Origin of the sequence: Luteimicrobium sp. NPDC057192, from assembly GCF_042670205.1 — a bacterium.
In the GTDB taxonomy this organism is placed as follows: Bacteria; Actinomycetota; Actinomycetes; order Actinomycetales; family Cellulomonadaceae; genus Luteimicrobium.
The window spans coordinates 1-18,601 of the sequence record NZ_JBHUWD010000057.1; the positions used below are offsets into that span (position 1 = coordinate 1).

At 74.2% G+C, this 18,601-nt stretch carries 19 protein-coding genes and 1 riboswitch; of the genes, 6 read left to right on the top strand and 13 right to left on the bottom strand.

Translation table 11 applies throughout. From position 1 onward, the window contains the following. Positions 1-93 precede the first annotated feature (93 nt). The 6 genes from thiC to ACFT5B_RS18840 all read right to left on the bottom strand — a co-directional run bounded on the left by thiC (position 94) and on the right by ACFT5B_RS18840 (position 6,829). Positions 94-1,809: a phosphomethylpyrimidine synthase ThiC gene (thiC, locus tag ACFT5B_RS18815; RefSeq protein WP_386800713.1), complete on the bottom strand. Its 1,716-nt coding sequence runs from the start codon at positions 1,807-1,809 to the stop codon at positions 94-96. 6 nt (positions 1,810-1,815) lie between these two features. Then, positions 1,816-1,901: riboswitch (TPP riboswitch) on the bottom strand. Between the two features lie 73 nt (positions 1,902-1,974). Continuing rightward, positions 1,975-2,412 (bottom strand): SRPBCC domain-containing protein, encoded by a 438-nt coding sequence (locus ACFT5B_RS18820; RefSeq protein ID WP_386800714.1) that lies wholly within the window; start codon positions 2,410-2,412, stop codon positions 1,975-1,977. Positions 2,413-2,546: 134 nt separating this feature from the next. Beyond that, on the bottom strand, positions 2,547-3,935 hold the full coding sequence (locus ACFT5B_RS18825; RefSeq protein WP_386800715.1) for an MFS transporter: 1,389 nt from the start codon (positions 3,933-3,935) through the stop codon (positions 2,547-2,549). 40 nt (positions 3,936-3,975) lie between these two features. Next, positions 3,976-4,560: a dienelactone hydrolase family protein gene (locus ACFT5B_RS18830; RefSeq protein ID WP_386800716.1), complete on the bottom strand. Its 585-nt coding sequence runs from the start codon at positions 4,558-4,560 to the stop codon at positions 3,976-3,978. 29 nt (positions 4,561-4,589) lie between these two features. Next, positions 4,590-5,711 carry a GNAT family N-acetyltransferase gene (locus ACFT5B_RS18835; RefSeq protein ID WP_386800717.1) on the bottom strand — a complete coding sequence of 374 codons (1,122 nt, stop codon included), beginning with the start codon at positions 5,709-5,711 and terminating at the stop codon, positions 4,590-4,592. A gap of 134 nt (positions 5,712-5,845) precedes the next feature. Further along, positions 5,846-6,829 carry a zinc-binding dehydrogenase gene (locus tag ACFT5B_RS18840; protein ID WP_386800718.1) on the bottom strand — a complete coding sequence of 328 codons (984 nt, stop codon included), beginning with the start codon at positions 6,827-6,829 and terminating at the stop codon, positions 5,846-5,848. Between the two features lie 188 nt (positions 6,830-7,017). On the opposite strand from ACFT5B_RS18840, the gene ACFT5B_RS18845 reads away from it, so the two are divergent. Beyond that, a complete protein-coding gene (locus ACFT5B_RS18845; protein WP_386800719.1) occupies positions 7,018-7,452 on the top strand; it encodes a winged helix-turn-helix transcriptional regulator in 435 nt (144 codons plus the stop codon). 40 nt (positions 7,453-7,492) lie between these two features. On the opposite strand, the gene ACFT5B_RS18850 is transcribed toward ACFT5B_RS18845, so the two are convergent. Beyond that, positions 7,493-9,169, bottom strand: a complete 1,677-nt coding sequence (locus tag ACFT5B_RS18850; RefSeq protein WP_386800720.1) for an ABC-F family ATP-binding cassette domain-containing protein — start codon at positions 9,167-9,169, stop codon at positions 7,493-7,495. 95 nt (positions 9,170-9,264) lie between these two features. Then, the gene (locus ACFT5B_RS18855; RefSeq protein WP_386800721.1) at positions 9,265-9,825 is read right to left on the bottom strand and encodes a CGNR zinc finger domain-containing protein; all 561 of its coding nucleotides are present in this window, start codon (positions 9,823-9,825) and stop codon (positions 9,265-9,267) included. Between the two features lie 39 nt (positions 9,826-9,864). On the opposite strand from ACFT5B_RS18855, the gene ACFT5B_RS18860 reads away from it, so the two are divergent. Next, the gene (locus ACFT5B_RS18860) at positions 9,865-11,145 is read left to right on the top strand and encodes an MFS transporter (RefSeq protein ID WP_386800722.1); all 1,281 of its coding nucleotides are present in this window, start codon (positions 9,865-9,867) and stop codon (positions 11,143-11,145) included. 34 nt (positions 11,146-11,179) lie between these two features. Here ACFT5B_RS18860 and ACFT5B_RS18865 read toward each other — a convergent pair whose 3' ends face one another. Continuing rightward, the gene (locus ACFT5B_RS18865; protein ID WP_386800723.1) at positions 11,180-11,914 is read right to left on the bottom strand and encodes a GNAT family N-acetyltransferase; all 735 of its coding nucleotides are present in this window, start codon (positions 11,912-11,914) and stop codon (positions 11,180-11,182) included. A 28-nt stretch (positions 11,915-11,942) separates the two neighbouring features. After that, a complete protein-coding gene (locus ACFT5B_RS18870) occupies positions 11,943-13,877 on the bottom strand; it encodes a cation:proton antiporter (protein ID WP_386800724.1) in 1,935 nt (644 codons plus the stop codon). 159 nt (positions 13,878-14,036) lie between these two features. Between ACFT5B_RS18870 and ACFT5B_RS18875 the strand changes: the two genes are divergently transcribed. Genes ACFT5B_RS18875 through ACFT5B_RS18885 form a run of 3 tightly spaced genes read left to right on the top strand, consistent with a single transcriptional unit; the run spans position 14,037 to position 15,359 of the window. Next, the gene (locus ACFT5B_RS18875; protein ID WP_386800725.1) at positions 14,037-14,438 is read left to right on the top strand and encodes a hypothetical protein; all 402 of its coding nucleotides are present in this window, start codon (positions 14,037-14,039) and stop codon (positions 14,436-14,438) included. Positions 14,439-14,460: 22 nt separating this feature from the next. Beyond that, complete coding sequence (locus ACFT5B_RS18880) at positions 14,461-14,835, top strand: SHOCT domain-containing protein (protein WP_386800726.1); 375 nt, start codon at positions 14,461-14,463, stop codon at positions 14,833-14,835. An 11-nt stretch (positions 14,836-14,846) separates the two neighbouring features. After that, positions 14,847-15,359, top strand: a complete 513-nt coding sequence (locus tag ACFT5B_RS18885; RefSeq protein WP_386800727.1) for a GNAT family N-acetyltransferase — start codon at positions 14,847-14,849, stop codon at positions 15,357-15,359. A gap of 12 nt (positions 15,360-15,371) precedes the next feature. Here ACFT5B_RS18885 and ACFT5B_RS18890 read toward each other — a convergent pair whose 3' ends face one another. The 3 genes from ACFT5B_RS18890 to ACFT5B_RS18900 all read right to left on the bottom strand — a co-directional run bounded on the left by ACFT5B_RS18890 (position 15,372) and on the right by ACFT5B_RS18900 (position 17,535). Continuing rightward, positions 15,372-16,040 carry a copper resistance protein CopC gene (locus ACFT5B_RS18890; RefSeq protein WP_386800728.1) on the bottom strand — a complete coding sequence of 223 codons (669 nt, stop codon included), beginning with the start codon at positions 16,038-16,040 and terminating at the stop codon, positions 15,372-15,374. Further along, positions 16,037-16,768, bottom strand: coding sequence for a YcnI family protein (locus tag ACFT5B_RS18895; RefSeq protein ID WP_386800729.1), 732 nt, complete (start codon positions 16,766-16,768; stop codon positions 16,037-16,039). The genes ACFT5B_RS18890 and ACFT5B_RS18895 overlap by 4 nt, the downstream gene beginning before the upstream one ends. Positions 16,769-16,833: 65 nt before the next feature. After that, a complete protein-coding gene (locus tag ACFT5B_RS18900) occupies positions 16,834-17,535 on the bottom strand; it encodes a hypothetical protein (RefSeq protein ID WP_386800730.1) in 702 nt (233 codons plus the stop codon). A gap of 146 nt (positions 17,536-17,681) precedes the next feature. On the opposite strand from ACFT5B_RS18900, the gene ACFT5B_RS18905 reads away from it, so the two are divergent. After that, positions 17,682-18,527, top strand: coding sequence for a dienelactone hydrolase family protein (locus ACFT5B_RS18905; RefSeq protein ID WP_386800731.1), 846 nt, complete (start codon positions 17,682-17,684; stop codon positions 18,525-18,527). The last annotated feature ends 74 nt before the right edge of the window (positions 18,528-18,601 follow it).

An 18,601-nucleotide genomic window follows, 5' to 3' on the forward strand; every position in this document is an offset into this window, starting at 1 on the left:
GTACCGGCGCGCGCCCCCGCTGAGTGCGTACTTTTTGTGCGACACACCGGGCGTGTCGCACAAAAAGTACGCACTCAGCGGGGGTGGGGTCGATCAGGAGGAGGCGACCGGGAGGTACACCCGTCCCCCGGCGTCGGCGAACTCCTCGGACTTCTCGGCCATCCCGGCCTCGATCGCCTCGACGCTCGTGAGCCCGTGCTCCTCGGCGTAGGCGCGCACGTCGGCGGAGATCCGCATGGAGCAGAACTTCGGCCCGCACATGGAGCAGAAGTGCGCAGTCTTGGCCGGCTCGGCCGGCAGGGTCTCGTCGTGGAACGCGCGGGCGGTATCGGGGTCGAGCGCGAGGTTGAACTGGTCGGTCCAGCGGAACTCGAAGCGCGCCTTCGACAGCGCGTCGTCCCGCTCCTGCGCCCGCGGGTGGCCCTTGGCGAGGTCGGCGCTGTGCGCGGCGATCTTGTAGGTGATGACGCCGACCTTCACGTCGTCGCGGTCGGGCAGGCCGAGGTGCTCCTTGGGCGTGACGTAGCAGAGCATCGCCGTCCCGGCCTGCGCGATCATCGCGGCGCCGATCGCCGAGGTGATGTGGTCGTAGGCGGGGGCGATGTCGGTCGCGAGCGGGCCGAGCGTGTAGAACGGCGCCTCGTCGCACCACTCCTCCTCGAGGCGCACGTTCTCGGCGATCTTGTGCATCGGCACGTGGCCCGGGCCCTCGATCATGACCTGCACGCCGTGCGACTTCGCGACCTGCGTGAGCTCGCCGAGGGTCCGCAGCTCGGCGAGCTGGGCGGCGTCGTTGGCGTCCGCGATCGACCCGGGCCGGAGCCCGTCGCCGAGCGAGAACGTCACGTCGTACGCCGCGAGGATCTCGCACAGCTCCTCGAAGTGCTCGTACAGGAACGACTCGCGGTGGTGCGCCAGGCACCACGCCGCCATGATCGAGCCGCCGCGCGACACGATGCCCGTGACTCGGCGCGCCGTCAGCGGCACGTACCGCAGCAGAACGCCCGCGTGCACGGTCATGTAGTCGACGCCCTGCTCGGCCTGCTCGACAACGGTGTCCCGGTACACCTCCCAGGTGAGGGCCGCGGGGTCGCCCTTGACCTTCTCGAGCGCCTGGTAGATCGGGACGGTCCCCACGGGGATCGGCGAGTTCCGCAGGATCCACTCGCGCGTCTCGTGGATCTGCTTGCCGGTCGAGAGGTCCATGAGGGTGTCGGCGCCCCAGCGCGCGGCCCAGACCATCTTCTCGACCTCCTCCTCGATCGACGAGGTCACGGCCGAGTTCCCGATGTTGGCGTTGATCTTCACGGCGAACTTCTTGCCGATGATCATCGGCTCCTGCTCGGGGTGGTTCCGGTTCGCGGGGATCACGGCGCGCCCGCGCGCCACCTCGGACCGCACGAGCTCGACGTCGACGCCCTCGCGTGCCGCGACGAACCGCATCTCGTCCGTCACGACGCCGGCCCTCGCCCACGCGAGCTGGGTACGGGCGGTCCCGCGGTCGGTCGGGGCGGCGTCGGGCACGCGCCACGACGAGCGCAGCCGCGAGAGGCCGGCGCGGACGTCGACCGGCGCGGGCGCGTCCTCGGTGCCCTCGGTGTACGGGCCGGAGGTGTCGTAGACGTCGAGGTGCTCACCGTTGGTGAGGTGGATGCGGCGCACCGGGACCGCGAGCGGGATGGCGGCTGCGTCGTCGGCGGCGGGTGGCGGGACGGGCACGTACACCTTCGTGGAGCCCACGATGGGGCCCGTGGTGATCGTGGCGGTGCTGCTGGCAAGCGCGCGCGGGCGCGCAGAGCTCTCGCTCATGGGTGTCTCCCTACGTCGGCATGACCCGGACAGGTTCGTGCGGTCGGCGACGCGTCAGTCGCCCTCTCAGCCCGCTGCTGCGGACTCCCGTGCTGTGCAGTTGTGCGGCCCACCCTAGCGCGCCTCCGGAGCGCAGCCCGGAGGCGCCGCCGCAGGTGGGACCGCTCAGTGCCAGTCGCTCACGCGCACGTCGGCCGGAGCGGGCTCGCCCACGCCGGTCTCGGCGAGCCGCTTGAGGCTCATGAGGAAGGTCGCCCACTTGGTGGTGCAGTGCGCCATGAACTCGACGGGCTCGGCCCAGCCCTCGTGCCGGAACCGGACGATCGTGTACTCACCCTCCTGCGCGAGCTCGAAGACGATGTGCGTGCCGACCCACTCCGCGGGCCCGTCGACGACCTCCCACCGCACGACGTCGGGTGCGGTCTCGAGGACGCGCACCGCGATGCTGCCGGGCTCGAACGTGAAGCGAATCTCGCCGCCGGGAGCGGCGTCACCGACCGTGTCCTCGGTCCACCAGCCGGCGAGCCCGTCGATCGTCGTGAGCGCGGCGCGCACCGTCTCGCGGGGTGCGACGACCCCGACCCTCTGCAGGATGTCCACCATCTCGGTCTCCTCTCGCGGCGCGCGGCCGGGGTGTCGGGCCCGCGCGAAATCTGCAACTTGCAGGTTGCACACCACGATAGGCCGGACTTGCGAGGGGTGCAACCAACGAGTTGCACCAAGAGGCGAGAGTGCGACTACACGGTCACGGACCGCGCCGGCACCTCGGGCCGGTTGGTGATCCCGACGGCGGACATCGCGCCGCCGATCGCGAGCAGCACCGCGCACAGCACCATCGCGCGGTGGAACCCGCCGACGTCGAACGTGGCCCCGACGACGACCCCGGCGCACGCGACCGTGATGAGCCCCGCCACACGTGCGACGGCGTTGTTGACGGCCGACCCGATGCCCGCGTCCTCGGTCGGCACCGCCCCGAGGATCGCGGCGGTCAGCGGGGCGACCGTGACCGAGAGCCCGAGCCCCAGCAGCACGACGCCGGGCAGCACCTGGGAGACGTAGCTCGCGTGGGCGTCGGTGCTCAGCAGCGTCAGCATCCCGACGGCGGCCACGACCGGGCCGGCCGCCATGAACCAGCGCGGTCCGTGCCGCCCGGCGAGGAGGCCGAACCGTGTGGACAGCCCGATCATGACGACGGTCGACGGGAGCTGCGCGAGCCCGGCCTGGAACGCGGAGTACCCCGCGACCTGCTGCAGGAAGATCGAGATCGCGAACGACACGAGCCCGAGCGCCCCGTAGACGACGAGCGTCGCGACGTTCCCGACGGCGAAGTTCCGGACCGCGAAGAGGGACATGGGCAGCATCGGGTCGGGGTCGTGGAGCTCCCAGACGACGAACGCGACCAGCGAGGCGACGCCGACCACGACCGGCGCCCACACGAGCGCGCTCCCCCACCCGCGCGCGCCGAGCTCGATGAGTCCGAACACCGACCCGGCGAGACCGACCGTCGCCAGCGTGGCCCCGAGGCCGTCGATGTGCCGCCCCTCGACCCGCGCCCCGCGCGGGACGCCGCGCAGCAGCCAGAGCGTCACAGCGATCGGCACGACGTTGATCGCGAAGACCCAGCGCCAGGAGAAGGCGTCCACGAACACCCCGCCGACGAGCGGCCCCAGGAGGCCGGCAGCGCTCGTCCACGCGGTCCACGCCCCGATCGCGCGGGACTGCGCCGGACCGGCGAACGTCGCGATGATGAGCGCGAGCGAGCTCGGCACGAGCAGGGCGCCGGCCACGCCCTGCAGCGCCCGGGCCGCCACGAGGAACAACCCGGTCGGCGCGAGGGCGCACGCCACCGACGTCACACCGAAGCCGGCGATCCCGACGACGAGGATCCGCTTGCGCCCGTGCACGTCCGACAGCGACCCGGCGAGCAGGATGAGCGCCCCGAGCGTCACGAGGTACGCGTCCACCACCCACTGCTGGAGCGCGAGCGCGTCGAGCCCGGAGTCGAGCGGCCCGGCGAGCTCGTCCGAGATGGCGGGCAGCGCGACGTTGACGACGGAGCCGTCGAGGAACGCGACGAAGGTGGCGAGGATCGCGACGGCGAGCACGCGCCGCTGGGCGGGGGTCACGGGGTCCAGCGTGCGCCGTCGGAAGCCGGCCCGCGCGGCGTCACGAGAGCCGGTCGAGGAACGCGAGCACGCGCTCGGTCAGGAGCGCGGTCGCGGCAGCGTCGTAGGACGGCAGCGTGTCGTCCTCGAAGAGGTGCGCGTCGCCCGGGTAGACGAACAGCTCGCCGTCGGAGGCGGCGGCCACGAGCTCGCGCGCGGCGTCGATGTCGCCCTCCTTCGCGAAGAACTCGTCGTCGGCCATCCCGTGGACCTGGACGGGGACGCCGTCGGGCCACGGCCCGATCGCCCACTCCCCGGTGATCGGCAGGCACGACTCGAGGAAGACCGCACCCGCGGCGCCGGACCGCGTCTGCGCGAGCCGCTGCGCCTGCATGACCCCGGACGAGATGCCCACGTAGACGAGGCCGGGCGGCAGCGCGGCGACCGCTTCGTCGGCGAGCGCCTCGAGGTCGGGTGCGTCGTCACCGCCCGCGAAGGCGGCGCCCTCGGGGATGGTCGTGAAGGTGCGGCCCCCGTAGAGGTCGGGCGTGTGCACCGTGTGCCCGCCGGCGCGCAGCCGGTCGGCGAAGTGCTGGACGCCGTCGGTGAGCCCGAGGACGTGGTGAAAGAGGACGACGTCAGCCATGGGACGACCGTAGGCCGGGCCACCGACGTTCACCCGACGCGCTGCCACTCCGCGTCGATCCCGGCGGGCCGGAACCCGAGGGCGACGTTGATCGCGAGCATCGCGTCGTTCTCCTGGGCGTTCCAGGTGTGGACCCGCTCGGCCGCGGGCCGGGTGCGGGCGAGCTCGGTGAGCAGGGTGGCCTTCGCGAGCATGCCGAGCCGGTGCCCGCGGTGCTCCCGCAGGACGAGCGTGTCCTCCTGGAAGACGACGGCCGGCCGCTTCTCGGGGAACGTCACCACGGTGAAGCCCGCGAGGGTCCCGGTGGGGACGTGCTCGACGGCGCACATCACGTACCCGGCTTCGCGGTCGTGGATCTGGGCGAACGTCGCGCGCACACGGTCGGCGTCCCACGGGTCCTCGCGCCGGTCGAGGCCGCCGACGGGCGCGTCGGTGCTCATCCTCGTCTCGAGGACGGCGACGCCGTCGAGGTGTTCCTCCGGGATCGCGTCGACCCAGACGTGGACCCGGTAGTCGGGGCCGGCGGCCGCCGTCGCCTCGGCGACGAGGGCCGCGAGCTCGTCGGGCGCCACGGGCAGGTCGAGCACGGAGTGCCGGGCGACCTGCTCGAGCGTGAACCCGCGGCCGAGCGCGAACCGGACGCCGGCGTCGTCGGCGGGAGCACGTCCGACGCCGGTCGTGGGCTCGAGCGCACCAGGGCCGGGCGGCGGCTCGGGGGTGTGGGGCGAGTCCCCCGACAGGACCGTGCGGCCCTCGGCCCGCGCGACGCCCTCGACGGTGCGCCACAGCGCCTCGCCCACGCCGCGTCGTCGGGCGGACGGGACGACCGAGACCTGGACGCTCGCCCGATGCGTGTTGCTGGTCACGGGCAGCAGGACGAACCCACGCCCCACGGGCTCGCCGTCGAGGGTCGCGACCCAGCGCCGGATGCGGCGGTGCGTGGACTCGGCGAGCCCGGCGACGACGCCCTCGGCGTCGAGCGCGTTGTCGGTGTTGCCGTGGACGCCGAGCTCGACGGCCTGGGACACCGCGACGGTCGCGTGGACGGGCCAGGCGTCGGGGGCGTCGAGCGAGGTGGGGATCGTGACCTCGACGATCTCGAGACCGGCGGGGACAGCGGTACGGGGCGAGTCGTGCTCGGCTGTGCTCATCGCCCCCAGCCTGACGGGTGCGCGGCGCGCGGTCCACGGCTTTGCAGGGGCCGCGAGATACCGAGACCCGCTCGAGATACCGATGCAGGCGCGGTATCTCGAGCGGGTCTCGGTATCTCACGGGCGCTGTGGCGTCAGCTCACGAGGACGAGCTTGCCGCGGAGGCCGCCCTTCGCGAGGCGGCGGTGGGCGTCCGCGGCGTCGGCGAGCGGCAGCTCCTCGGCGACGCGGGCGGGCACGATGCCCGCGGCCGCGCCGCGCAGCAGCGCCGCGAGCCGCACCGCGTCGGGCTGGACGTAGACGCCGTCGACGGCGACGCCGCGCGCGGGCTCAGGGACGTAGGCGCCCGTCGCGCTCACGAAACCCCCGCCGTCGCGCACGGCGTCGAGAAGCTCGTGCGACGCGAGGCCAGCGTTGAACGCCGCGTCCACGCCGTCCGGGACGACCGCGCGCGCCGCCTTCGCGATGCCCGCCGCGTCGGTCCGCGGCACGACCTCGGCGCCCAGCCCCGCCACGTACGCGTCGTCGCCGGTCGAGCCGACGGCGAGCACCCGCGCGCCACGCCCGACCGCCTCCCGGACGGCCGCCGCACCGACGGCGCCGCTCGCGCCCGTGACGAGGACGGTCGCGCCGTCCAGGTTGCCCACGAGCCTCGCCAGCAGGTCGACCGCGTGGGCGCCCGTGAGCCCGTTCACGCCGACGACGGTGGCCTCGGCGTCGGTCACGCCGTCCGGGACGGGTGCGACCCACGCCGGGTCGACGACGACGACGTCCGCGTAGCTCCCGTTCCCGGCGGCCTCGCCGAACCAGGGGACGAAGCCCGCCACGCGGGTCCCGGCCGCGAGCGTGCCGGCCGCGGCGTCGGGCGCGGTGACGCCCGCCGCCACGGGGGCGTCGTCGAGGAGGGTCCCGGCGAAGTCCCAGCCGAGCACGGCGGGGAACGTGAGGTCGGGGACAAGGCCGGCGAGCGCGCCTGCCCTGGTTCCGAGGTCGACAGGGTTGACCGCACGCGCGGTGACCTGGACGCGCACGCGTCCGGCGACGGGCTGCGGGACGGGACGCTCGACGACCTCGAGGACGTCTTCGTCGCCGTACTGGGAGAGCTGCACGACCTGCATGGGTGGCTCCTTCGATGGGGGTCGGTGCCCGGTGGGGGTTCCCCGCCGGGGCGGTCGTCGCTACCGTAGGGACCCGAGGTAACCGGTGGGAAGTAGGTACCTGCGAGTGCCTACCCCACCTGCCGGACCCTCCGGTGACCTGCACGTTCGTATCCAGCCAGCCGATCGACGACCCCGAGGAGCCCCCCGTGCCCACCCTCACCGCCGCCCAGGAGCGCGAGCTCGCGCGCCTCGACTACAACGCGTTCTTCGCCGCGTGCCCCAGCCGCCAGGTCCTCGAGACCATCGGGAACAAGTGGGCGTGCCTCGTCGTGAACGCGCTCGAGGGCGGACCGCTGCGACACTCCGAGATCGGGCGCACGGTCGCCGGGGCGAGCCAGAAGATGCTCACCCAGACCCTCCGCACGCTCGAGCGCGACGGCCTCGTCACGCGCACCGTCACCCCGACCGTGCCCGTCCGCGTCGACTACGAGCTCACCGCGCTCGGCGTCAACCTGACGCCGGTGCTGCACGCGCTCAAGGCGTGGAGCGAGGGGCACATCGCCGAGATCCTCGACGCCCGCGACGCCTACGACGAGCACGCCGGAGCGCCCGCCCTCGCCCCGGTTCCTGCGCACGCCTGACGCGAGCGCCGTCGTCGGACGGGATGATGCGCGCGTCTGTTCAGGGCAGGACGAGCGTCGGCCAGTCGGCGAGCTCGTCGCGCATGCGGCGGTCGTGCGTGGCGACGACGACGGCGGCCGAGGTCGCCTGGAGCGCGCGGGTCAGCTCGTCGACGAGGTCGATGGACAGGTGGTTGGTCGGCTCGTCGAGGATCAGCAGGTGCGGGACGGCGAGCAGGGCGCGCGCGAGCTCGAACCGCCGCCGCTGCCCCGCGGACAGCTCGGCGAGCGGGCGGTCGAGGTCGTCCTCGGTGAGCAGCCCGAGGTACGCGACGGGGACGAGGAGCTCGGGGTCGAGGGCGCCGGCGGCGAGGAGGTCGAGCGCCTCGCGCGCGTACGCGTCGAAGCCGGTCGCGAGCCGCCCGTCGCCCATCCGCAGGTCGACGGGGACCGACTCCTCCTGCCCGACGATCCCGATCCGCGCGCCGTCCGTGGCCCGCCGCGTCCCCCGGTCCAGCGGGAGGTTGCCCGCGAGCGCCCCGAGCAGCGTCGACTTGCCGGACCCGTTCGGCCCGACGACGAGCAGCCGCCCCGACGGCGGGACCGCCACCCGGGTCCCGGGCAGGTCGAGGCGCTTCCCGACGCGGGGGTTGCGGACCTCGACGACGGGCTCGCCCGGGTCCCACCCCGGCGACATCGCGAGGAGGTCGGGAAACCGCAGCTCGAGCGGCGGGACGGGGACCTCGACGGCCTCCGCCTCGAGCTTCTGGATCAGCCGGTCGGCGGCCTTGACGTGGATCCGGGCCCGCGTGCCGCGCCGGTGCTTGTCGGAGCCCTTGGGCGGGCGCCACTCGTCCGACAGCCCCTCGTAGGACGCGTCGAGGCGCTCCGCGAGCTGCTCGGCCCGCTTCCGCTCCGCGCGGTACCGCTGGCGCCACCGGACGAGCGCCTGGTTCTTCGCGAACCGGTACGACAGGTAGCCGGGCTGCCCGTACAGCGTCGGGGTGCCGTGCATCGACGGGTCGAGGTCGAGGATCGCGGTCGCGACGTCGTCGAGGAGCTGGCGGTCGTGCGTCACCACGACCACCCCGCCCCGCCACGCGGCGAGCTGCTGCGTGAGGAAGCCGATCGCGGCGTCGTCGAGGTGGTTGGTGGGCTCGTCGAGGAGCAGGAGGTCGGTGCGCTCCGCGAGCCGGCACGCGAGCCGCACCCGGTAGCGCTCGCCGACGCTCAGCTCGTCGAGCCGGCGCGTGCGGTCGCGCGGGGCACCGAGCCGGGAGAGCGCCTCGTCGACGCGGCGGTCCGCGTCCCACGCCTCGAGGTGCTCGGCGCGGGCAAGGAGCTCCGTGAGCTCGTCGAGACCGGCCGGGGCGTCGTCGGCCCCAGCGGACGCGTCGTGGTCGAACGCGCGCGCCGCGGCGTCGAGGGCGTCCGCGGCGGCGCGGACGTCGGTGAGGGTCGCGCGGACCACGTCCCCGACGGTCGTCCCGGGCGGCGTCCGGAGCTCCTGCTCGACGAGCGCGAGGGTGCCGTGCCGCACCACCTCCCCCGACGACGGCGCCATCGGGGTCCCGTCCGCGGCCTCGCCCGACAAGACGTGCAGCAGGGTCGACTTCCCGGACCCGTTCTCCCCGACCACACCCAGCCGGACGCCGTCGGACACGCGGAACGACACGCCCCGGAACACGGGGCGGCCGGGGTACGAGAAACCGAGGTCGCGCGCGACGAGATGGGGCATCCGTCAAGGCTAAGAGGTCCCGGAGGCCGCCGGGGCCGCGCGCGCTCCCCATATCGCGGGATGAGGACGCCCACGGGACGCAACTGCCTTCGGACTCATGTCACGGCCTCCGTCCGACGCTCCCGTCGGCGGGCCCGGTATGCCGCTGCCTTGGCACGGTCGCCACAACCCTTCATCCCGCACCATCGGCGCCGGCCGCCTCGGGACCGATCAACGAAAGGGCGCGTGCAACGCTCTCCCGAGCACCAACGCAGCAAGCGGCGGTCGGGACTGACGAACAGGTCGAGACAGTCCGCTGCGAGCAACGACAGGAGCGCGTCGAGGCCGCCGGTGCGGCGCACCTCGCCGGCCGGTCCGAGTTCGAGGCGGGGCCCGGGGCGTGCCGCCGCACCGTTGACGATCTGTCGGTCCCGCTCGGCCGGATCCCTGCCGTCGATGAGACCCGAGACGAGCCGGAAGGCCGCCTCGCGAACCGACCTCGCGCGCTCGAGCTCGTCGGGTGTCACGACGGTGACGTCGTCGACGAGCCCGGACTCGCGCGCCCAGCGCACGAGGTCCGCCGGCGCCCCGAGTCCCTCGACGTCGTTCGTGCCGCGCTCGGCCAGCGTCGGCAGAAAGTTGAGCACCGGTCGGTCCGGGAAGAGCTGGAACGCCATAGTCACCATCTTGAGCGGTGACGAAGGTTCGATGCAACAGTGGAACCCATCACCGCCCGAACAGGTGACGGCATGGAGGAGGCGGCCACGATGCGTGACACGTCGACAGCGGCACCCCGATGGACGACCAGGCTGGCGACGTACGTGATCGGCGCGTCGCTCGTGCGCCTCGCGGACGAGGGGGCTCGAGTCGCCCTCGTACTGCTCGTCCTGGAGCGCACTGGTGGTGCGGCGCTGGGCGGGATCCTGGTCGCCGCCCTGCTCGTCCCCCATGTCGTCGCGGCCCCCGCGATGGGTCGGGCGGTCGACCGCGCCGTCCACCCGTCGCGCGTCCTCGCCGCAGCGGCGACCGCGTACGGTGCAGCCCTTGGCCTCACCCCCCTGCTCGTGGGACGCGCACCTCTGGCTGTCGTCCTCTCCGTGCTCGTCGTCGGGGGATGCTGCGGTCCCGCGCTCACCGGCGGCCTGACCAGTCGGCTGGCGGATCTCGTGCCGGGTCGGCGGCTGCCTCGGACCTACGGGGTGGACTCCCTCACGTACAACGTCTCGGCAGTCGCAGGCCCCGCGGTCGCTGCTGCCATCGGCTCGCTGTGGGGCGCCGCCGTCGCCACACTCGTCCTGGCAGCGTGCTGCGCGGCCGGCGCCGCGTTCGTGGTCGCGCTCCCTGCAAGTCCCTCCGCAGAGCGTGCGGGCCGCACACCGTCGCGGGCGGCAGTCAGCGGTGTCCGCGCGATCAGGGGAGACCGGGTCCTGTGGACCGTCACCGCGGCCAGCTCCCTCGGCCAGCTCGGCCCCGGAGCGCTCCCGGTGGTCGTCACGGTCCTCTGCGTGGACGCCGGCGCGCCGGCGGCCGCGGGATGGCTGCTCGCCGCGACGGCCGTGGGCGCACTCTTCGGCTCGCTCTGGTGGACCTGGCGTCCCACCGCCGGCGCCCGCGCGCCGGGCACCGCGATGTGGAGCCTCGTCGGCATCGGAGGGCCCGTCCTCGCCGCCGCCGCCACACCCGGCTCCCTTGCCGTTGTCAGCGCGTCGCTCGTGCTCGGCGGCGTCTTTCGTGGCCCCTTCACCGGGGCACTCTTCACCACCCGCCACGACCGGGCACCCGAGGGCGCGCAGGCCCAGGTCTTCTCCATCAGCGCAGGACTCAAGACGACCGCCTACGCCAGCGGTGCCGCCCTTGCCGGCCTGGTCGCCCACCTGACCACCGGCACGCAGCTGGCGCTCGTCGGAGGCAGCTCGGTCATCGCCGCTGTTCTGGGCCTGCTCGGCCTGCGCACGGCTCGCTCGGCAGCCAGGGTCCCCGGACTCCCCCAGCGATGAGCCGGGCCTTTCGAGTCGCCGCTCCGACCACGCGTCAGCTCACGGGCGTGCGGACCGCGACGAACCGCACGGGCCGGCGCACCTCGAACCCGAGCCGCTCGTACAGGCGGATCGCGCCGGTGTTCGTCGCGGACGCGTGGAGGATCGCCTCGTCCCCCCGCTCGCGCACGCCGTGCACGACGGCGCGCACCAGGCGCGCGGCGAGGCCCTGGCCGCGGTGGTCGGGGTCCGTGCAGACGGCGCTGATCTCGGTCCAGCCGGGCGGCTGCACGCGCTCGCCCGCCATCGCGACGAGCCGGCCCTCGCGCCGGAACCCGAGGTAGGTGCCGAGCTCGACGGTGCGGGGCCGGAACGGTCCGGGCTGCGTCCGCGCGACGAGGTCCAGGATCTCGGGCACGTCGGCCGCGCCGAGGACGACGGCCTCCGGCTCGGGCTGCGCGTCGACCGCGACGGCGACCATCTGCACCCCGTCCCCGGCCCACTCGATCTCCCACCCGTCGGGCGGCGTCGTCAGCGGACCGGTCAGGGCGACCTCCGCACCCGGGCCGACGATGGCCGCGAGGTCGTCCCAGGCGCTCGGCTCGGCGTCGTCGGGCAGGCCGACGAACGGCGAGACCTCGGGCTGGTACGCGAGGGCGGCGCCGTGCGAGATCGCGAACCCCTGGTGGGTTCCGCGCAGCGCGTGCCACGCGGGGTTGTCGAGGACCGCGGGGTCCCGCACCGGGGCGGAGTCGTCGGGCAGGGTCGTGGCGGGGGCAGGCGTGGTCACGCCTCGGAAACCAGGCAGCACCGCGCCCCTATTCCAGCGGCCGCATCGACGTGTCGTCCTCGTCGTGCGAGCCGCGCAGCTCGAGCCCGATCTCGTCGGCGTCGAGGACCTCCAGGACGTCCCCGAGCGCGTCCGCGGAGTACGTCCCGACGTCGCGGATCCGCAGGAGCTCGTCGCGCTGGGCCTGGATCACGCGGATGCGCAGCTCGCGGTACTCGTCGTACCGGGTGCTCTCCGTGCCGGGGACGAGGTCGAAGCCGTTCTCGTCGACGATCCGCACCGACTCCTTGCGCACGAGCTCGACGACGCCCGGGTCGTACGGCGACCCGTCCGCTCGTACGAGGTCGTCGCGCGCGCACTCCTCGGCCGCGGTGCCCGCGAGCTCCGCCACGAGCTCCTGGCGCTCCACCCGGGCGGAGCTCCCGTCGTCACCCGAGAGGCCGAGCCGGCGCACCACCCAGCCGAGCGTGCCTCCCTGCAGGAACAGGCTGCCGGCCGCGACGATGAAGGCGATGAGGACCAGCAGGGCGCGATGGTAGGAGTCGTTGCCCGTGACCGTCTCGGGCAGCGTCTGGGCCGCGGCCAGCGTCACGACGCCGCGCATGCCCGCCCAGACGAGGACCACGCCCTGCTTGGAGCCGAGCGGCTCGCCGGTGAGGTAGTCGATGTCCGCGACGCGTCGGTCGAGAAAGTTCTGGATGCGGCTCTTGCGCTGCTCCTGCTGCTCGGCGCGCTGGGCCTCATCCATGCCTTCCATGCGCCCCTCGATGCGGGCGCGGCCCTTCTCGAGCCGGCGCTTGAACCGGCGCTGCTGGCGTTCGGACAGCGTCTTGCCGGAGAGGTTGGTGAGCGGGACCTCGCGCCGCTCGCCCGGCCCTGCCGCGTCCGGCCCCGGCCCCGAACCGGGCGCCCCCTGCGCGTCGAGCCGCTCCTGCGCCTTCGCGAGCGCCGCCCGCTGCTGCTTCATCTCGCGCCTGTCCCGGCGCAGCAGGAACAGGAACGGGACGAGGAAGCCGGTGCGCACGACGAGCACGCCCACGAACGCGATCGCCGCGATCACGACGGCCTTCATCGCGCTCTGGTGCTCCTCGTGGACCTCGGTGACGAGGCCGAACAGCTCGAGCCCCATGAGGAGGAACACGGCCCCCTCGAGCAGCAGCTCGACGGTGCGCCAGTTCGACTCCTCGGCCCGCCGGTCCTGGGGCCGCAGGTACCGGGGCGACCCCTGCCCCATCACGAGGCCCGTCACCACGACGGCCACCAGGCCCGACGCCCCGAGGTGCTCGGCGGGCAGGTACGCGACGAACGGCACCACGAACGACGCCGCCGTGTTGAGGACGGCGTCCTTGATCCGTGCCCGGAGCATGAGGCTCACGCGCCCGACGACGAACCCCACCGCGACCGCGACCACCACCGCGTACACGAAGTCCCAGGCGACGTGGCCGAGCGACACCGCGCCGGCCATCGCCGCGACGGCCGACCGCAGCACCACGAGCGCGGACGCGTCGTTGAGCAGCGACTCCCCCTCGAGGATCGTCACGACGCGCGGGGACACCCCGAGCCGCTTGACGATCGACGTCGCCACCGCGTCCGTCGGGCTGATGATCGCGCCGAGCGCGATGCCCATCGGCAGGTTGATGTCGGGCACGACGAGGTACAGCACCCACCCGATCACGACGGCCGTGACTACCACGAGGATCACGGAGAGCCCGCCGATGAGCTTGAAGTCCCGCCGGAAGTCCATCGTCGGCATGCTGACGGCCGACGAGTACAGGAGCGGCGGGAGCACGCCGCCGAGGATGAGCTCCGGCTCGAGCTCGACCGCGGACACGAAGGGCAGGAAGCTCACGGCGACGCCGACGACCACGAGGATCAGGGGCGCGGCGATGCCGAGACGAGGCGCGAACGCCGTCACGACGATCACCGCGAGGGCGCCGAGAACGAGAGGGATGGCAAGGTCCACGGGCGGCCTCCGGCGGCGGGTGACGGGACCTCAGGTTATCGTCCTGGCACCCCGGGCAGCCCTGGCGAACCGGGGCGAACTCACCCGTGCGGGGTGACCTTCGCAGTTCGCACGCGCTTCGCCGCGACGAACGCACGGCCCGGCGCTACCTTGAGCGCCATGGTGGTCTTCCTGATCCGCACCGCGATCTTCCTCGGTTCGGCCGCGCTCGGGCTCTGGGTCGCGTCGCTGCTCATCGACGACGTCCACCTCACCGTGTCCGGCTTCCTGATCGCCGTGATCGTCTACTCGCTGGCCCAGTGGATCCTCACGCCGTTCATCATGAAGATGACGCGCCGGTACGCCAACGCGTTCATCGGAGGCGTCGGCCTCGTGTCGGCGTTCGTCGGGCTGGCGCTCGCGTCCGTCATCGGCGACGGGCTGTCCATCACGGGCGGCGTGGTCCCGTGGATCCTCGCGACGCTCGTGGTCTGGCTCGTGACCGCCGTGGCGACCCTCGTCCTCCCCCTCATCTTCCTGCGCAACCGGCGCGAAGACCGCAAAGACGCCGCCCCGGCGTGACCCGACCGAAAGGTGACCGACCGTGACCGTGTGGGACTACTTCTGGTGGATCATCGGGGTCTTCCTGTTCATCGCGTACATCTTCGTCCTGATCCAGATCTTCACGGACCTGTTCCGTGACGAGAAGCTGTCGGGCTGGTGGAAGGCCGTCTGGATCATCTTCCTGATCATCCTTCCGGTGCTGACCGGGCTGGTGTACCTGATCGCGCGCGGGCGAGGCATGTCCGAGCGCCAGTTCGCCGCGGCCGCCGACGCCAAGGCCCAGGCCGACGCCTACATCAAGGAGACGGCGTCCACCTCGCCGGCCGACCAGATCTCCACCGCGAAGTCGCTGCTCGACGCCGGGACCATCACGCAGGCCGAGTTCGACCGCCTCAAGGCGCGCGCGCTCGGCTGAGGCACGGCCCGGTGGAGATCGTCCGGGCGACACCCGGCGACTGGGTGGCGATGCGGGACATCCGCCTCGAGATGCTCGCCGACACGCCGCTCGCCTACCTCGAGACCCTCGAGTCGGCTCGCACCCGGACCGACGACCAGTGGCGCGAGCGAGCCCGGCAGCACACGCTGCCGGGCTCGCTGGTCCTCGGGGCCGTGCCCGGCTGGACGGGCGAGGCGCCGCGCCCGTGGGTGGGCACGATGAGCGGCTACCGCCGGCCCGACGGCGTCCCGTGCCTCGCGGCCGTCTACGTCGCCCCCGCGCACCGCGGCACGGACCTGCCGCGCCGCCTGCTCGCGGACGTCGTCGCGTGGGCGCGCGACGACGTCGGGGCCGACCGGCTGCTGCTCGAGGTGCACGAGCACAACCCCCGCGCCCGCCGCTTCTACGAGCGCGCGGGCTTCGTGCTCACGGGCGGCTGGACGCCCTACCGCCTCGACCCGAGCACCCGCGACCTCGAGATGGCGCTGGCGCTGCCGCGCTGACGGTCCGGCGCGTCAGGCCCGCGGCTCCTCGCCGTCGGCGCCGCCGTCGGGGCCGGGGTCCTCGGCGCCGGACCCGTCTGCGCCGTCGAGCGAGCGTCGGGCGCGGAGCGTCACCAGGACGACGACCGCCGCCGCCAGCAGGACCACGACCCCGACGACGCCCACGACCACGCCCGCGGACACCGAGCTGCTGCCGCTCGTCACGGTGCTCGTGGCGGCGCCCGCCTTCGCGGTCGACCCGCCGCACGGCGACGCGGCCTGCCCCGCGGAGCTCGGGACGGCGGCCGCCGGCCGGTAGTCGAACCCGAACGTCCCGGACACCGGGTGCCCGTCGGCCGACACGATGCGCCACGTCACCGTGTACGCGCCGGCGTCGCCGAGCGCCGTCGGGACGGAGATCGTCCGCCCCGACACCGCGGGACAGCTCGACTCGAAGTGCGTGCCCGCGGCGTCGGTCACCTGGAGCACGGTGGTCGAGCCGTCGTGCTGGGGGTCGAGGACGACGTCGTCGAACGTGACGTCGACGGTCGGGACGGCGGCGTCGACGGTCGAGTCCGCCTTCGGCGTCGTCGAGACGACGTAGTCGTGCGCGGCCGCCGGGCCGGCGACCAGCACCGTGCCCGCGAGGCCGCCGACGAGCGTCAGCACCCCGAGGGCCGCGGTGAGCGACCGGCGCCTCATGCCGCCACCCGCCGCGTGCGGCGCAGCGCCACGACGGCCGCACCGAGCCCGACCGCGCCGAGCACCAGGCCGGCGACGCCCAGCCCGACGGCGAGACCCGACCCGCCGTCGTCGGAGTCGTCGCTCGAGGCGGCCGCCGTGGCGGACGGGTCCGCCGTGGACGCGGGCACGACCTGCAGCACGGGTGCCGGGTGCTCGGGCTCCTCGCCCGAGGCGGGTGTGGCCTCGTCCCAGTCGACGACGCTGCCGTCGGAGTACGTCTGGTGCGCCGGGAGCTCGAGGCTCGTGACGTCGTCGGGCACGGGACCGGCGGAGACGCTGAACTCCTGGAACTGACCGGGCGCGACGGCGTGACCACTCTCGGCGGTCCAGATCACCTGGGTGGGCGCCTCGGTGATGGTGGCGCCGGCCTTGGTCTCGACGGGCTTGTCGAGCTTGGTCGTCACGACCTTCGCCGTCCAGCCGGGCACCGGCTGGTAGGACAGCGAGCTGAACGGGTGGTCGGTCGGCAGGTCCACGACGACCTTGGTGGTCGACGCGGTCGGCGACTCGGTGGGGACGCGGAACGTGAGGACGGTGTAGCTGCCGGCCGTGGCCTGGCCGGGGTCGACCCGGACGTGCGCCTGCGCCGTCAGCGGGACGGCGAGGGTCAGCGCGAGCGCGGCGGCGCCGACGGCGACGGGACGGGCGAGGCGGGGGGCGCGGGCGCGCCTAGTTGCGAAGGACATGACGAAAGAGCTCCTGGATGTCGGCAGGACGGACGGGACCACCCGTCGTCCGGACGACGACGGGCTCAGGCGGCGAGGGCGAGCGCGCCGCGCGGGGGTCCGCGCCTGCCGAGGCCCCGGCGCGCGACGACGAGCGCACGGCAGGGCTGGGACACGGCGTCGACGGCGGCCGCCCGCGGCGGCACCGCGACCGGACCGGCGACGACGGCCTCGACCCGAGGCCGGACGACCGACCACCAGCGGATCGCTCCGAGCGCGGCCCGGTCCCCGACGACCAGCAGGACGGCGGTGACGAGCACCGCCACGACGTGCGCGGCGACCATCCCCGGGGAGGTCGTCATGGCCATGTGGCCGTCGGCGGCCGCCGCGTCCAGGGCATGGGCCGTGGTCTCGGGCGCGACCGGGGCCATCCCCGGCATGACGTGCGCGCCGAGCGCCGCGGCGCCCGCGGGGTCGAGCGCGTGCGTGCCCGGGGTGAGGACGTCGAGGCCGAGGTGGAGGGCGACCTGGAGCGCGCCGAGCGTGGGCACGAGCGTCACGGCCCGGAGGCGTCCGAGCGCGAGCAGCCCCGCGACGGCGACGCAGAGGGTCGCGAGCGCGACGAGGCCCAGGCCGCCGGGGACGTCGCTGCCACCGAGGACGTGGGCGCCGAGCCCGGTCGCGAGCGCGGTCGACGCGATCAGGACGACCCGCGCCGCGCGGGCGTAGGGCCGGACGGCGTCGCTCAGGAGGCCTGCGCCGTCCTGGCTGTCGCGGGTCCCGTCCACCCGGCCAGGGTACCGGTGCCGCCGCCGCCCCCACCCTCTCTCCTCCCCGCCGACCACGTGATCTTCGCCCGTCCGGCGCCGCGGACGGGCGGCGGCCCCGTGCTCGCGGCGCAGAGACCCCGTGCTCGGGCGTAACGTCCGGAGACATGACCGATCCGTCCGGCTCCGAGGCGCCTCGCATCCCGACGACGGCGCCCGCCACCCCCTTCGACCCGACCGCCTACCCGCCCGCGTGGCACGAGATCGTGGCGGGCGTGCCCGAGCCGGAGGGCTCGCGCGTCGTCGGCGGGCCGGTGCGCTACGAGCAGGACGGCACGGTCTGCGAGGGCTACGCGGCCTGGGACGACGCACTGTGGGACGACCCGGCGACAGCACGTCCGCGCCCTGCGGTGCTGCTGGTGCACGACTGGCTCGGCGTCGGCCCGACGGTCCGGGCGCGCGCCCACATGCTGGCCCGGCTCGGGTACGTCGCGTTCGCCGCCGACGTCTACGGGCTCGAGGGGCGCCCCGCGTCGCCTGACGCGGCGTCGGGTGTGGCGGAGCAGTACTACGAGGATCTCGACCTGCTCCGCTCACGCCTCCACGCGGCGTACGAGTGGCTGGTCGGGCAGCCCGCCGTCGACGCCGGGCGGGTCGTCGCTGCGGGGTACTGCTTCGGCGGCTCGGGCGCGCTCGAGCTGGCGCGCACCGGCGTCGACCTGCGCGGGACCGTCGCGTTCCACGCGCGCCTGCTCACGCACGACCCGTCCGACGCGCCCGAGATCCGCGGGCCGGTGCTGGTCCTGGGCGGCGGCGACGACCGGGTCGTGCCCGACGACGCCGTGCACGCGTTCGTCGAGGAGCTCCGCGCCGCCGGGGTGCCGTGGGAGGTCACGCTGTACGGCGGGGCGCCGCACGCGTACACGATCGCGGACGCACCGTCGTTCCGGCCCGAGGCCGACCGCCGGTCCTGGGTCGCGTTCACCGACTTCCTGGAGCACGTGCTCGCCTGACGCGCCGCCGCCCCCACCCCTTGCGCCGAGCACGGGGTCTGCGCCCGTCCGCGTGCCCGGACGGGCGCGGACCC